The 12,778-nt window shown below is 35.7% G+C and carries 17 protein-coding genes and 2 tRNA genes; 9 read left to right on the forward strand and 10 right to left on the reverse strand.

Annotation, left to right across the window (positions count from 1 at the left end):
- The first annotated feature begins 37 nt into the window (after positions 1-37).
- The 4 genes from A3EM_RS41615 to A3EM_RS0105430 are packed head-to-tail and all read left to right on the forward strand — an operon-like array spanning position 38 to position 2,790.
- Entirely contained in the window at positions 38-271 is a 234-nt protein-coding gene (locus tag A3EM_RS41615; RefSeq protein ID WP_020527157.1) for a DUF3098 domain-containing protein, read from the forward strand.
- 37 nt (positions 272-308) lie between these two features.
- Entirely contained in the window at positions 309-1,106 is a 798-nt protein-coding gene (uppP, locus tag A3EM_RS0105420; RefSeq protein WP_020527158.1) for an undecaprenyl-diphosphatase UppP, read from the forward strand.
- A gap of 53 nt (positions 1,107-1,159) precedes the next feature.
- Positions 1,160-1,864, forward strand: a complete 705-nt coding sequence (gene truB, locus A3EM_RS0105425; protein ID WP_020527159.1) for a tRNA pseudouridine(55) synthase TruB — start codon at positions 1,160-1,162, stop codon at positions 1,862-1,864.
- A complete protein-coding gene (locus A3EM_RS0105430; RefSeq protein WP_020527160.1) occupies positions 1,861-2,790 on the forward strand; it encodes a bifunctional riboflavin kinase/FAD synthetase in 930 nt (309 codons plus the stop codon). Before truB ends, A3EM_RS0105430 begins: the two co-directional genes overlap by 4 nt.
- A 48-nt stretch (positions 2,791-2,838) precedes the next feature.
- Here A3EM_RS0105430 and gldC read toward each other — a convergent pair whose 3' ends face one another.
- On the reverse strand, positions 2,839-3,180 hold the full coding sequence (gene gldC, locus A3EM_RS0105435) for a gliding motility protein GldC (RefSeq protein ID WP_020527161.1): 342 nt from the start codon (positions 3,178-3,180) through the stop codon (positions 2,839-2,841).
- 73 nt (positions 3,181-3,253) lie between these two features.
- Here gldC and A3EM_RS0105440 point away from each other — a divergent pair, with 73 nt between their 5' ends.
- The 3 genes from A3EM_RS0105440 to A3EM_RS0105455 all read left to right on the forward strand — a co-directional run bounded on the left by A3EM_RS0105440 (position 3,254) and on the right by A3EM_RS0105455 (position 4,769).
- Positions 3,254-3,574 (forward strand): putative quinol monooxygenase, encoded by a 321-nt coding sequence (locus A3EM_RS0105440; protein ID WP_020527162.1) that lies wholly within the window; start codon positions 3,254-3,256, stop codon positions 3,572-3,574.
- Between the two features lie 193 nt (positions 3,575-3,767).
- Positions 3,768-4,403 carry a peptidoglycan-binding domain-containing protein gene (locus A3EM_RS0105450; RefSeq protein WP_020527164.1) on the forward strand — a complete coding sequence of 212 codons (636 nt, stop codon included), beginning with the start codon at positions 3,768-3,770 and terminating at the stop codon, positions 4,401-4,403.
- A gap of 12 nt (positions 4,404-4,415) precedes the next feature.
- Complete coding sequence (locus A3EM_RS0105455) at positions 4,416-4,769, forward strand: hypothetical protein (protein ID WP_020527165.1); 354 nt, start codon at positions 4,416-4,418, stop codon at positions 4,767-4,769.
- Positions 4,770-5,033: 264 nt separating this feature from the next.
- Here A3EM_RS0105455 and A3EM_RS0105460 read toward each other — a convergent pair whose 3' ends face one another.
- The gene (locus tag A3EM_RS0105460; RefSeq protein WP_020527166.1) at positions 5,034-5,855 is read right to left on the reverse strand and encodes a mechanosensitive ion channel family protein; all 822 of its coding nucleotides are present in this window, start codon (positions 5,853-5,855) and stop codon (positions 5,034-5,036) included.
- 223 nt (positions 5,856-6,078) lie between these two features.
- Between A3EM_RS0105460 and A3EM_RS0105465 the strand changes: the two genes are divergently transcribed.
- Positions 6,079-6,486, forward strand: a complete 408-nt coding sequence (locus tag A3EM_RS0105465; protein WP_020527167.1) for a DUF3052 family protein — start codon at positions 6,079-6,081, stop codon at positions 6,484-6,486.
- Positions 6,487-6,500: 14 nt separating this feature from the next.
- Here the strand turns inward: A3EM_RS0105465 and rfaE2 are convergent, their stop codons facing one another.
- The 7 genes from rfaE2 to A3EM_RS0105500 all read right to left on the reverse strand — a co-directional run bounded on the left by rfaE2 (position 6,501) and on the right by A3EM_RS0105500 (position 10,529).
- A complete protein-coding gene (gene rfaE2, locus A3EM_RS0105470) occupies positions 6,501-6,989 on the reverse strand; it encodes a D-glycero-beta-D-manno-heptose 1-phosphate adenylyltransferase (RefSeq protein ID WP_020527168.1) in 489 nt (162 codons plus the stop codon).
- 136 nt (positions 6,990-7,125) lie between these two features.
- Positions 7,126-7,836 carry a pirin family protein gene (locus A3EM_RS0105475; RefSeq protein WP_026210113.1) on the reverse strand — a complete coding sequence of 237 codons (711 nt, stop codon included), beginning with the start codon at positions 7,834-7,836 and terminating at the stop codon, positions 7,126-7,128.
- A 58-nt stretch (positions 7,837-7,894) separates the two neighbouring features.
- Positions 7,895-8,737, reverse strand: coding sequence for a helix-turn-helix domain-containing protein (locus A3EM_RS45545; protein ID WP_020527170.1), 843 nt, complete (start codon positions 8,735-8,737; stop codon positions 7,895-7,897).
- Between the two features lie 57 nt (positions 8,738-8,794).
- On the reverse strand, positions 8,795-9,442 hold the full coding sequence (locus tag A3EM_RS0105485; protein WP_020527171.1) for an HAD family hydrolase: 648 nt from the start codon (positions 9,440-9,442) through the stop codon (positions 8,795-8,797).
- A gap of 3 nt (positions 9,443-9,445) precedes the next feature.
- The gene (locus tag A3EM_RS41625) at positions 9,446-10,078 is read right to left on the reverse strand and encodes an NUDIX domain-containing protein (RefSeq protein WP_020527172.1); all 633 of its coding nucleotides are present in this window, start codon (positions 10,076-10,078) and stop codon (positions 9,446-9,448) included.
- Between the two features lie 234 nt (positions 10,079-10,312).
- Positions 10,313-10,386, reverse strand: a tRNA-Asp gene (locus tag A3EM_RS0105495).
- A 69-nt stretch (positions 10,387-10,455) separates the two neighbouring features.
- Positions 10,456-10,529: transfer RNA gene (locus tag A3EM_RS0105500), tRNA-Asp, on the reverse strand.
- 294 nt (positions 10,530-10,823) lie between these two features.
- Here A3EM_RS0105500 and cobU point away from each other — a divergent pair.
- The gene (gene cobU, locus A3EM_RS0105505) at positions 10,824-11,327 is read left to right on the forward strand and encodes a bifunctional adenosylcobinamide kinase/adenosylcobinamide-phosphate guanylyltransferase (RefSeq protein ID WP_020527173.1); all 504 of its coding nucleotides are present in this window, start codon (positions 10,824-10,826) and stop codon (positions 11,325-11,327) included.
- Between the two features lie 2 nt (positions 11,328-11,329).
- On the opposite strand, the gene rlmD is transcribed toward cobU, so the two are convergent.
- Positions 11,330-12,748 (reverse strand): 23S rRNA (uracil(1939)-C(5))-methyltransferase RlmD, encoded by a 1,419-nt coding sequence (rlmD, locus tag A3EM_RS0105510; protein WP_020527174.1) that lies wholly within the window; start codon positions 12,746-12,748, stop codon positions 11,330-11,332.
- Between the last annotated feature and the right edge of the window lie 30 nt (positions 12,749-12,778).

The raw sequence follows: 12,778 nt of genomic DNA on the forward strand, positions 1-12,778 counted from the left end.
TAATTTCAGGTACTCATCATCAAAAATTAAAATACTAATGAAGGACCAAAATAGAATACTGGTTTTTTCCAAGAAGAATTACAAAATCATGTTTTTGGGTTTAATTGTTCTTTTTTCCGGGTTTGTAATTATGAGTCTGGATCAGGAAGAGTTTGGGTTTGGTTTTTTAGGGCTGACGCTGGGACCAATAGTCGTTTTATCTGGTTTTATCATTCAATTTTTTGCTATTCTAACAAAGAATAAAAAGGAGGATACTCCAACAAAGGAATAAAAATTCTTGGCTAAACTAACAATTCTAATTAAATCAAATGGACATTATTGATGCGATAATCCTTGGGATCATCCAGGGCCTGACGGAGTTTTTACCGGTGAGTAGTAGTGGGCACCTTGAATTAGGGAAAGCTATTTTGGGTAAGGAAATTCAAGCCGGACTGCTTTTTTCCGTGATTTTACATGCGGCCACTGCCTTAAGTACTATTGTTGTTTTTTGGAAAGATATTGTGGACATTTTCAAAGACTTATTTAAGTTTGAGTGGAATGAATCGGTGGAATTTGCTATAAAAATTGCCATTTCTATGGTTCCGGTTTTTATTGTTGGCGTATTTTTTAACGATGCCATTGAAGCCCTTTTTGAGGGAAAAGTGTTGTTAGTTGGTTCTATGCTTCTGGTGACAGGCGTATTACTGATGCTTACACATTTTTATGGAGATAAAAAAGGAACTGAGGTCAGTTACAAACAATCCTTTATCATTGGAGTGGCACAAGCCATTGCTGTATTACCAGGGATTAGCCGATCAGGATCTACCATTGCCACCGCACTTCTTATTGGTGTGGATAAAGCCAAAGCTGCACGATTTTCGTTTTTAATGGTTCTTGCTCCCATATTCGGGGCCACTTTACTCGAACTAAAGGATTATTTTGAGTTGGAGGCTACTGAGCAAAGTGTGGACCTGAAGTCATTAGGGATTGGTTTTGTATGTGCTTTTTTAACCGGGCTGGCAGCCTGCACCTGGATGATTAAGCTGGTGAAAAACGGTAAATTATCATATTTTGCCATCTACTGTTTTATTGTTGGAACTATTGCTGTTATTTTTGCACTTGCGTAAAGTAAACCTGGCTTAAAAATTAAGCCTAAATTGATAACAGTTTTTAGAAAATTTTGGAAGGGACAGGATCAAATAAAGTATTTAATTTTCAGGAAGGAGAAGTTTTACTCATCGATAAACCATTGGAATGGACATCATTCGATGTGGTTAAGAAAATTAGAAATGCCATCAAAATTAAAAAAGTGGGTCATGCTGGTACGTTGGATCCACTTGCTTCAGGACTTCTGATTTTATGTACCGGAAGGAAAACCAAAAAGATAAATGAGTTTCAGGATCAGGAAAAAGAATATACCGGAATTCTGGTGGTGGGTAAAACTACCCCTTCATTTGATCTGGAAACTGAAGTCGAAAATGAACAGGATATCTCCCATCTTCAAATTGAGGATATAAAAAATGCAACCAGGGAATTTGAAGGGTTTATCGACCAGATTCCTCCCATATATTCAGCTGTCAAAATTAATGGAAAAAGGGCTTATACTCATGCCAGAAAAGGTGAAAATGTAAAAATAGAGCCCAGAAAAGTTGAAATTAAGGCATTTGAAATCACCCATATCGACTTACCAAATGTATATTTTAGGGTAGTTTGTTCGAAAGGTACCTACATCAGGAGCCTGGTGAATGACTACGGAGCAAAACTTGGCGTTGGAGCATATATGTCCCAATTGAGAAGAACTAAAATAGGCGATTTTGATGTGGAGAATGCCTACCAATTAACTGACCTCATTGAACAAATTAATGCATTAAAACCAGAAGAATGAAGGTTTATCACGGCTTGGATGATTTTATAAAACTGCCCCCTTCAGTAGTGACCAGCGGTACATTTGATGGTGTCCATATCGGCCATCAGAAAATTCTGGAACGACTCAAACATATTGCGGAACAGGAAAACAAAGACAGTGTGGTTATTACCTTTTGGCCGCACCCTCGGTTTGTACTTAATTCCAATGGTCATAAATTAAAACTGATATCTACATTAGAAGAAAAAATCTCCTATCTTAAAGCCATTGGCATAGATCATTTATTGATTATCCCATTTGATAAAAAATTTTCCCAGCTTTCTTCTCAGGAATTTATTCAAAAGATAATCATAGAAAAGGCCAATACTAAAAAACTGGTGATAGGTTATGACCACAGGTTTGGGAAAAACCGGGAAGGAAGTTTTGAATTTTTAAAGGCCAATGCGGGAAGTCTTGGTTTTGAGGTGGAGGAAATTCCTAAGCAGGAAATTGAGGAAATTGCTGTAAGTTCTACAAAAATCCGTGCTGCACTGGAAAGTGGCAAAGTGGAAATAGCGACCAAATTTTTGGGAAAACAATACCAATTAAGTGGTGTGGTGGAAAAAGGAGACCAAATTGGGCGAACATTGGGTTTTCCCACCGCCAATATTCATGTAGAGGAAGATTATAAACTTATTCCGGCCAATGGAATTTTTGCAGTGCAGGTGCAGGTAAAAGCAAAGAATTATAATGGCATGTTAAATATTGGATTCAGGCCAACAATAGCCGGGAACCTGACCAAAAGAATTGAGGTAAACATTTTTGATTTTGATCAGGATATTTACGGTGAAAAAATCACCTTATCTTTTGTGAAATATTTGCGCTCAGAAATAAAATTTTCTGGGATTGAAGAATTAAAAACCCAGTTGAAAAAGGATAAGGAAGAAGCCTTAAAGTATCTCAATTAAAATTAATATTTCCCCGGAAATTTGTATTTCTTTCCGGGGTTTTAAGTTTTATTTATCCTTTTTTTCTCCTTCTTTTAAGTAAGCCACTAGTGTATTACAAAGCTTTTCCATTTCGTCAGCCATAAAATTATCATCCGTAGATGTTCTCAGACTATTCGCCATTCCTCCGATGGTATCTACATAGAATTTTTTCATTTCGTCCACAGGCATTTCCTTGGACCATAAGTCAATTCTCAGCGTTTCTCTAAACTTCTGATCCCAAATCGAAATATTGATGGCTTTGGTTTCTTCAAGTCCTTTTACGGGGCTGTCAGTGGCCTGCCAAAATATTTTTTCAGGAACATTTTCATCGTCCAATTCTATCTTAAATCTAATTTCTGAAGATTTCATCTTATTTTTTTTAATTAAGGTGCAAAACTACTTAATTGCTTTTTTATACTCAAACTAATTTGCACGAGGCTTTATGCAGGAAAATTCTTCTTTTACCAGAATTGTGAAAATGTCTTTTCAACCAGATAAAACTGATTTATTTCTGGAAATATTTAAAACATCTAAGGAGAAAATCAGAGGATTTAAAGGATGTCTTTCCCTCGAATTACTTCGGGATAAATCCTGTAAAAACGTTTTTTTTACTGTGAGTAAGTGGGAAAATGAATATGCTCTTGAAGATTACCGTACTTCAGATTTGTTTCGCTCCACCTGGAAAAAAACAAAAGTTCTTTTTAATGATAAGCCTTTGGCTTTTTCATGCGATCGGATTTTTTTCTTACCAGCGGAAAAATAATCTTTGAAGTAGTAAGGAATTGATAAAATAATTATCTTAGAGTGTTGATACTTATTACTTTAAAAGTAAGGTTAAGAATTTGTATTTTTCCTAGGCAACTGGATGGCCACATGGATGATCAGATTATTTGTATCAAAAACTACCAAATTGGTGCTCAGTGCCAGTCAAAAAAAGAAGATAAGCGCTTTTTTAAATGAAAAAACTAGCAATCATATTACTAATTATTGCCCTGCCAATAATCATTTTTTTTCAATACAAACAATATGAAAGGTTTCATCCTCCGGTGAACTATACTTATCCGGTCAATGATAGTATAGATATTAATTATCATGACCAGTTGCTGGTAAGCAAGTATTATGAACAAGCTTTTAAAGTCGGGGCAATTGCCAGGGAATCATGGTTTAATGAGGATATAGATGTGCGGTTTCCAGATCTGGAAAATATAGATGCCCGGGAAAGAGCCGCCTTGTATAACCAAATCATTGCCTCTGTTAAACACATCGAAAAGATTTTGATTCAGTCCAAAATGCTGAAGGCACAGGGATTTAATAATGAGGAGATAAAAACAATCGAAAAGGAAGGGATTAGTCCAAAAAAATTTCGCTACAAGAAATATCTGCTGGATAAAATGATAGGGGCAAAGAAAGGTGATAAAAATTCGGGGGTATGGGAAGTTCAAAAATTATTGAATACCAAAGGATATAAAATACCTACTGATGGAATTTTTGACATCAGAACTGATAGTGCTATTCGAGATTTTCAAACTAAAAATAATTTGTATCCCAGCGGAATTGCTGAGGAAGATGTGTTAGATGTATTAATTGACTAAAAAAACAAGGAAATGGCAGATAAGGAAAATAATATTGAGATGCCAAAAATGAAAGGCGCAACAGACCAAAAGATTGATGCCATCAAGCAATTAATTTTTGGGGAAAATATTCAGGAATATGATGAGGAGTTTAAACAAATAAGGAAGAATATTCTGGATGCAAAAACTGAACTTGCAAATAAGTTGGCGGAAACTTCTAAGGAGTTAAAAAACATGATTGAAACGCTGAGAGAGAATCATGATAAAAAAATTGAAGATTTGAGGGGGCAAATGCTCGATGAGGTGAGAAACCTGGATCATAAAAAACTGGATAGAAACTTATTGGGAGATTTACTTCAGGAAATCGGAGGTAAAATAAAGGAATAAACAGGAGGGGTGTTTTTGAGACAAAAAAAACCTGATCTGAAAATCAGACCAGGTTTAAAATGAAATTGTCGACTGTAAAGTTTTAAACTGAAACAGTTGCTTTTTCACTGCTTCAAAAAATATTTTAATATTACCTAATTTGGTTTATTCTCTTTCAAGATGGTTGTAGTTATCCAACCCAGGGTAATTTTAAAGTTTTAATTACCCTGGTGTCAGATTAAATATGAAAATGAAAATTATATGTATAGCTGGCTTTAGGCCTTGTTATGAGGAGTGATTGTAAATATGGGCATCCATTTGTGGAAAAGGAATATTGATGCCTTCCTTATCAAAAGTTACTTTCACTTTTTCCTGCATATCGAAATAAATATTCCAATATTCTGCTGCATTACACCATACTCTCACTGCAAAATTCACCGAACTATCTGCCAATTCAGACACGGCAATAAATGGTTCCGGATCTTTCATTATTCTGTCATCCTCATCAATAATTTGTCTAAGCACCTGCTTTGCTTTGGCAATATCATCGCCATAACCAATACCGAAAGTGAAATCTACTCTTCTTGTAGCCTCAGTTGAAAAGTTGGTAATACTACCGCCTGCCAGTGGCCCATTAGGAATAATGATGGTTTTGTTATCGGGGGTTTTCATGATGGTATTAAAAACCTGAATTTCATGAACTTTTCCAATAAATCCCTGCGCATCAATTACATCTCCCACTTTATAGGGTTTAAATAAAAGGATAAGTACTCCTCCTGCGAAATTGGATAAACTTCCCTGCAATGCAAGGCCAATCGCCAAACCTGCTGCACCAATTACTGCAACAAATGAAGTAGTTTCTATACCTACCATGGAGGCTACACTTATTAAAAGCATGGCTTTCAACAGCACGCCAAGAATACTTCTTAAAAAAGGAACCAGAGATTCATCTACATTTCGTTTTTTTAAGACTTTTGTTAACATTCCAATAATTGAATTAATTATTGGGAAACCAATTAACAGAGTTAAGATAGCTAAGGCTAGTTTAGGGGCATACTCAAGAGCCATGTTCATCAGTTCCGAAGTATTTACGTCAAAATTTTCCATAAAATAGTTTGAGTTAAAAAAATGGGTTTAAGTTTGTTGTTTAACCTCAATGTGGTTATTTGATTTAAAAATCTTAAAATTACACTGTAAAACAAATGTTTTTCACTTAAACTCTGATTAATTTTCGGTGAAGTTTCTCTTTTACACTTTCAAATGAGGATTTCGCACTTTAGGTTGATTGGAGAAACTTTATCTTTGTTTAGTGTTAAATTAAATTTTACTTATGGCAGGATATTCAGGTACTCCTTTGGCGAAAAAGCTTGGAATAAAGTCGGGTTTCATATTAAAAATAATAAACCAGCCAGATGATTTTTTTGACTTCTTTGAAGAGTTTCCCGAAAATATCACTTTTGAGGATAGTCCGGAAACACTAAAGGATGTCATTCACTTTTTTACTATGGAAGTGAAAAATCTTCATAGTACATTAAAGCAATTAAAAACTGAAATAAAACAAAATGGAATGATTTGGGTATCCTGGCCAAAGAAAGCTTCTAAAGTTCCTACTGATGTGAACGAAGACATCATTAGAGGATTTGCTTTAGAAACCGGACTGGTAGATGTGAAGGTTTGTGCAGTGAGTAAAATTTGGTCAGGCTTAAAACTGGTGATTCCTGTTAAGGACCGGAAATAAGTTTTGTTTATTGCTTACCTATTTGTTTGGATTTTGGAAATGATTTTGGTAGTGGAAAAGCCTTCTACCAGTGATATTGTTTTTAATTCCCCTCCATTTTTCAACACCACATCCGCACCCACTATATTTTCAACTGCATAATCATTTCCCTTTACCAGAATATCCGGAAGCAGAGTGTTAATTAATTTAAGCGGAGTGTCTTCTCCAAATAGAATTACCGCATCTACAAACTCCAGGGCTGCCAATAGTCTGGCCCTGGCGTATTCATCATTTATTGGTCTTTCCGGACCTTTTAATTTACTTACAGAACTATCGGTGTTCAAGCCTATAATTAATCTATCTCCAAGGTTGGCTGCTTTTTCCAAATAATCTACATGTCCTAAATGAAGAATATCAAAACACCCATTGCTAAATACAACCTTTTCCTCTGTCTGTTTCCATCCTTCCCTTACTTTGAGTAGGTCATCTATTTCGAAAATTTTAGCTTTTGTATTAGATTTCATTGAAGTGATTTTACATTTAATTTTTAAGAGCTCAAAGGTAATTATCTCTTTTGTTTTAAGGGGAAATATATTTAGAATAATAAAAAAAAGAGCATACCTGAATTGAGGTATGCCCTATTAAAGTAATGATAATTTATCAGTTTTTCATGGGGACATCCATTACTAAAATTTCTGCATCTTCCAGAATTTCTATCTCTAGGGTGGATGCATCCCAAATTCCAATTCCATCTCTTTTTTCGAGTGTTTCCTGCCCAATTTTTATCTTTCCTTCGAGCAGAAAAAAATATGCTCCATTTTCTGGACTTGAAATTTTATAATTGGTTTTTTGTCCTGAAGTAAAATTGCCCAGAGAAAAATAAGCATCCTGGTTAATCGATACGGCCTCAGGGTCAGTTGGAGATACAACTGTCTGAAACCTGTTGGTTCGGTCTTTTGGGTCATAAGTTTTTTGATCATACCTGGGCTTAATATTCCGTTCTTTCGGAAATACCCATATTTGTAGAAAGTTGACCTTAGAATCCTTATTTTTATTATATTCTGAGTGGAAAATACCCGTTCCAGCCGACATCACCTGTACATCATTTTCCCTAATCACTGCTGTATTTCCCATACTGTCCTTATGTTCCAAATCACCAGATAAAGGGATAGATATAATTTCCATGTTGTCGTGAGGATGCTTTCCAAAGCCCATTCCTCCTTCAACAATATCATCATTTAAAACCCTGAGGGTTCCAAAATGCACCCTTTCAGGATCGTAATAATTGGCAAAACTAAAAGTATGATGAGAATCAAGCCATCCGTGGTTGGCATGACCTCTTGTTTCCGCTTTATGAATGATAGTTTTCATTGTAATCTCCTTTTTGATTTTGAATTTTTTTGATATTACAAATCTACCTTTGTTTCCATTACGGGGAAATGTCAAAATAATCGCTTGTGTTGTACTTTTTACGGATTTCCTCACTAAATGACGAAAAAGTTTTCCCAGTGCAATTCTTGAAAAATTTACTAAAGTGGGGGATATCCTCAAATCCGAGCTGGTAGGCTACTTCCTTCATGGTATTTTCCGAATTGATAGCAAGCCTTTTTGATTCCAGAATTATCCGGTTTTGGATCATTTCTTTAGCTGAAATCCCGGTGGAGGATTTAATAACTTCATTCAAATAGTTGGCAGTGATATTTAATTGCTCTGCAAATTCATTCACCTTATGTCGCTTTTTAAATTGAGCTTCTACAAGTTGTTTAAATTCACCAACTATTCTGTTCTGATTACTATCTATAGCGATATTCTCTTGTCCAATTCTTACCTTTATTCTTTTAATTTCTATGAGAAGTAATTTCAGCCAGTTTCCAATGGCTTCTTCCTTTAAAATTTGTACATGTGCGGATTCCTTTTCCAATTGGCGGATATAATAGGAGAGGTTAGAAAATTCATCTGAAGGCAGGGTTAGTGGAAGCACTTCATTACAGTTAAAAAAGAGCCCTAGGTGATCAAAAAATGTCTTATTTATTTTACTGGTTTCAAGGAATTCGGGGGTAAATTCAATGACTTTTCCCATGGGTTGTCCTTCAATTTCAAGATGATGAACCTGTTCCGGACTGATAAAAAAAATTGTATTGTTCTGAATAGGATAAGATTTGAAATCAATATGGTGGATTCCCCTGGCTGTTTCCACAAAAATAATGACATAATAATCATGTCTGTGAGGAGTGTCTTTTTGCTTTTTTCGGAGGATTTCAATGTCCTCCATTCTCTTAATTAAAAAGGGATTATGGTTGTGAAGTTTTTCCACCTGTCCAATGTCTGATTACATATTTAACCTGTTATCAATGAATTTCTGGATTTCATCAATTGCTCTAAAATCCTTTACTTTATCGACATTTAATCCATTGAAAGTTCCCGGGGCCGTTTCAATGCCTATAAAATTTACTTCAGCTTTTTCTGCTTCCTCCATGTCGAGAAGAGTATCACCAAAGAAAAATACCGGTAAATCATTTTTTTGGGATAAATTCCTGAGAATAGCAGCTTTATCACTATTAGGATGTCCATATATCCCTTCAAACTGATCGTAAATACCAAACTGTTTCAAATTATCAATCACCTCTTCCTGGGGAGCCGCAGAGGATACATACTTCTTTTGAGGCGCATTTTTAATAAAGGCCTCCACACCAGGAATCATTTGAGCAGTTCCCATTACTTCATAGACCATATCTCGGCACTGAATAAGCATTTTATCTACTTTTTCTGCTATGTGATTTTCCTTTAAAATATGGGAAAGAATATATTGTATTTTTGATTTTCTAAAAAGTCCTCGGTTCGCTCTATTGTAAATTTTAATTAATTCAAATTCAGCTGGGTTTACATCGGCAAAAATTTTTTCTATAGACTGGATTTTTAACTCTTCCGAATCAACAATTACCCCATCCTTGTCAAAAACCAAAATGTATTCAGCCATAATTTATTTCCCTTTTGCCTTTGATTTATTTTTCTTCATCCAATGCTTTAAAAGTAACTCAGCCATTTCCTGGTGGTTATAGTGCCAGTCGGATATGCTATGGATATCCTGGTAGGAAATTTCCAGACTTTCCGGAGAGAGTTTAATTTTAGCATTGTCTTCTACTTCACATAAAAAAAGAATGAGGTAAAGCGTGTGAGGCAGTCCGTATTCTCCCGGGTACCTGGTGACAATATCTACCATTTCCAGACTAGTGACTTTTAGTCCTGATTCTTCCAGTACCTCTCTTTTTATAGAGGTTTCAGGAGATTCACCAGTTTCTGCATAGCCGCCTAAAAGGCCCCATTTTCGGTCATCTTCTCTAAATTCCAGAAGCATTTTCCCTTTTTTATTAATAATGGCACAATTCACCCCAACTTTTGGAGTGCTATAGCCTAATTCTTTTTCAAATTTTTCACTTATTTCAAGACTGTTTTCACCAGAAATGAATGCATATTCATCGGAAAGTAATTCCAGCATTCTTTTATATCTTTCCTTATCATAAACTCCTGTAGTGTGGTTTAATCCAGTTATGGCAATGGAGCGGAATTCGTCTAACATTTGAAGGATATTGGGGCTGACTTTTTTCTTCTTCATTTTGAAAAAATGGATTGATACTTAGTTGGTCAAAAGTGATTATAATTCTTTCGAATTAAATAATTAGATTCATTTATTAATTAATGCCTTTGGTAAAATGATTTTTGCCGACACCTCAAAGTTAAAAAAGATTACCTGGGATAGAGATTAAAGTGGGTTTTATTTGAAATGAATTGAGGGAAACAGGCCAATAAAAAAGCCCTACCAAAATTGGTAAGGCTTGAAAAAAACTTGCGGAACAGACGGGACTCGAACCCGCGACCCCCTGCGTGACAGGCAGGTATTCTAACCAGCTGAACTACTGCTCCAAAAAAGGTCAAAATTAAATAAGACCTCAAACATTCCTACTTACATTAAAATAGGTTGAAAAAAACTTGCGGAACAGACGGGACTCGAACCCGCGACCCCCTGCGTGACAGGCAGGTATTCTAACCAGCTGAACTACTGCTCCGAATCAATACAAAGTTAAAGAACTTTATGGATATTAATCATTTATTAACGATTGGTTTTTTATCCATTTGCTTTCCTTAAAAGCGATGCAAAACTATGTTTTTGAATAAATTAATCCAATGTTTTTCTTACTTTTTTTTAATTTATTTATAATGGTTTGATAGTCAAATTATTAGGATTATATCAAGCTGAAGGCAAAAAGGCTATTTCATAAAAGAAATAAAAATTTAGACAGGGCTGTCTTCACAATTCCTTCTATTTTTGTCATTTGTTAAAAGTTAAGAAAGAATTAAATATGATTTATTTCATTACCGGAGGTCAAAGATCCGGGAAAAGTAGGTTTGGTCAGGAATTAGCCAAAAGAATGGGTAATAAACCCATATATCTGGCTACTTCAAGGATTTGGGATGAAGATCATCATGCCAGAATTAAAAGGCACCAGGAAGATAGGGATGATTCCTGGCACACCATTGAAGAGGAGAAAAAAATTAGCCAATATGATTTTAAAGGGAAAGTGGTTTTACTGGATTGCCTTACCCTTTGGCTGACCAACTTTTTCACTGATAATGATGGAGATGTGGAGCTTACACTTCAGCAGACTAAAGCTGAAATAAATTCCCTTATTAGTCAGGATTTAAATCTGATTATTATTTCCAATGAAATAGGCATGGGGTTACATGCTGAAACCAGCCTTGGAAGGAAATTCACAGATCTTCAGGGTTGGATAAATCAGCATGTAGCCGAACTGGCTAATGAAGTTTACTTCATGATGTCCGGTATTTCGATGAGAATAAAATAAGTTTAATGTATTTCTCTCAATTTTAATAGCGCTACATTTTCCACATGCATGGTATGGGGAAACATATCAACTGGCTGAATTTTGATCAATTCATATTTGGCATTTAAAATCGCCAAATCTCTGGCCTGGGTGGCGGGATTGCAGCTTACATATACAATTTTTGGAGCTTCCAGTTTGAGCAGCATTTCTGTAACATCCGGATGCATACCTGCTCTTGGAGGATCTGTAATAATTACATCTGGTTTGGGATGTTGGGCCACAAATTCATCATTTAATAAATCCTTCATGTCACCCGCATAAAAGCTGCAATTATCAATATTATTGAGTTTTGCATTCTTTTTGGCATCTTCAATTGCACTTTCCACATATTCCAACCCAATTACCGATTTCACAGATTTGGACATAAATAGTCCGATTGTTCCGGTTCCGGTATATAAATCATATAAAACTTCCTCCCCTTTTAATTCAGCAAAATCTCTGGTTACCTTATAAAGGTTATACGCCTGTTCGGAATTGGTTTGAAAAAACGATTTTGGCCCAACCCTGAATTTCAGGCCTTCCATTTCCTCTACAATGTAGGGTACACCATGGTAGGTAATGATTTCCTGATCGTAAATGGTATCATTATTTTTAGGATTGACCACATAATTCAGTGAGGTAATTTCAGGGAATTTGTTTTTAAGAAACTCCATTAAACCATTAATCTCCTCAGGTTTGTCTTCAAATACCTGTACAATTAACATGACATCACCAGTATTGGCTGTTCGAATGGTAATTACCCTCAGGTATCCTTTTCTGGTTTTGGCATCGTGAAAAGAAAGCCCTTTTTCCTTTGCATATGCTTTTATGGCATCCCGTATGGCATTAGAAGGATCAGGCTGGAGATAGCATTTATCAATATCCAACACACGATCCCATCTTCCAGGTAAATGAAATCCTAGCCCTCTTCGGTCGATATTTTCGCCTTCTGCTTCAATTTCTTCCTGTTCCAGCCAACGGTAGGATGAAAAGGTGAATTCGAGCTTATTGCGGTAGAATTCCGTTTCCGGAGCAGGAAGAATGGGTATGATTTCGGGAATTTCCAGTTTTCCTATTCTTTTAAAATTATCTACAACTTGTTTTTGTTTATAAAAAAGCTGCTTTTCATATTCCAGGTTTTGCCATTTACACCCACCGCAAAGTCCGAAATGCCCACAAGCAGGTTCAATTCTGGTAGCCCCAAATTTGTGGAACTTTTCTGCTCTTCCTTCAAGAAATTTTTTCTTCTTCTTGGTGATCCGAATATCCACTACATCCCCAGGAACCACCATATCCACAAAAACTACCAGATCTCCTTCTACACGAGCCACACACTTCCCTTCTGCAGCCACATCCAGTATTTCTACCTGTTCGTAAAATCTCTTTTTTTCCTTTCTTGCCATTTACTATTTTAATTATCTCCACCCAAATAT

The sequence above is a fragment of the Flexithrix dorotheae DSM 6795 genome, from assembly GCF_000379765.1.
In the GTDB taxonomy this organism is placed as follows: Bacteria; Bacteroidota; Bacteroidia; order Cytophagales; family Flammeovirgaceae; genus Flexithrix; species Flexithrix dorotheae.

Coding starts and splice junctions, on each gene's coding strand:
- uppP (WP_020527158.1), top strand. CDS start 309: ATGGACATTATTGATGCGATAATCCTTGGGATCATCCAGGGCCTGACG.
- A3EM_RS0105465 (WP_020527167.1), top strand. CDS start 6,079: ATGGCAGGATATTCAGGTACTCCTTTGGCGAAAAAGCTTGGAATAAAG.
- A3EM_RS0105430 (WP_020527160.1), top strand. CDS start 1,861: ATGAAGGTTTATCACGGCTTGGATGATTTTATAAAACTGCCCCCTTCA.
- A3EM_RS45545 (WP_020527170.1), bottom strand. CDS start 8,737: ATGGAGGACATTGAAATCCTCCGAAAAAAGCAAAAAGACACTCCTCAC.
- rlmD (WP_020527174.1), bottom strand. CDS start 12,748: ATGGCAAGAAAGGAAAAAAAGAGATTTTACGAACAGGTAGAAATACTG.
- A3EM_RS41615 (WP_020527157.1), top strand. CDS start 38: ATGAAGGACCAAAATAGAATACTGGTTTTTTCCAAGAAGAATTACAAA.
- gldC (WP_020527161.1), bottom strand. CDS start 3,180: ATGAAATCTTCAGAAATTAGATTTAAGATAGAATTGGACGATGAAAAT.
- A3EM_RS0105485 (WP_020527171.1), bottom strand. CDS start 9,442: ATGGCTGAATACATTTTGGTTTTTGACAAGGATGGGGTAATTGTTGAT.
- A3EM_RS0105460 (WP_020527166.1), bottom strand. CDS start 5,855: ATGGAAAATTTTGACGTAAATACTTCGGAACTGATGAACATGGCTCTT.
- A3EM_RS0105450 (WP_020527164.1), top strand. CDS start 3,768: ATGAAAAAACTAGCAATCATATTACTAATTATTGCCCTGCCAATAATC.
- A3EM_RS0105440 (WP_020527162.1), top strand. CDS start 3,254: ATGCAGGAAAATTCTTCTTTTACCAGAATTGTGAAAATGTCTTTTCAA.
- cobU (WP_020527173.1), top strand. CDS start 10,824: ATGATTTATTTCATTACCGGAGGTCAAAGATCCGGGAAAAGTAGGTTT.
- A3EM_RS0105475 (WP_026210113.1), bottom strand. CDS start 7,836: ATGAAAACTATCATTCATAAAGCGGAAACAAGAGGTCATGCCAACCAC.
- A3EM_RS41625 (WP_020527172.1), bottom strand. CDS start 10,078: ATGAAGAAGAAAAAAGTCAGCCCCAATATCCTTCAAATGTTAGACGAA.
- A3EM_RS0105455 (WP_020527165.1), top strand. CDS start 4,416: ATGGCAGATAAGGAAAATAATATTGAGATGCCAAAAATGAAAGGCGCA.
- rfaE2 (WP_020527168.1), bottom strand. CDS start 6,989: ATGAAATCTAATACAAAAGCTAAAATTTTCGAAATAGATGACCTACTC.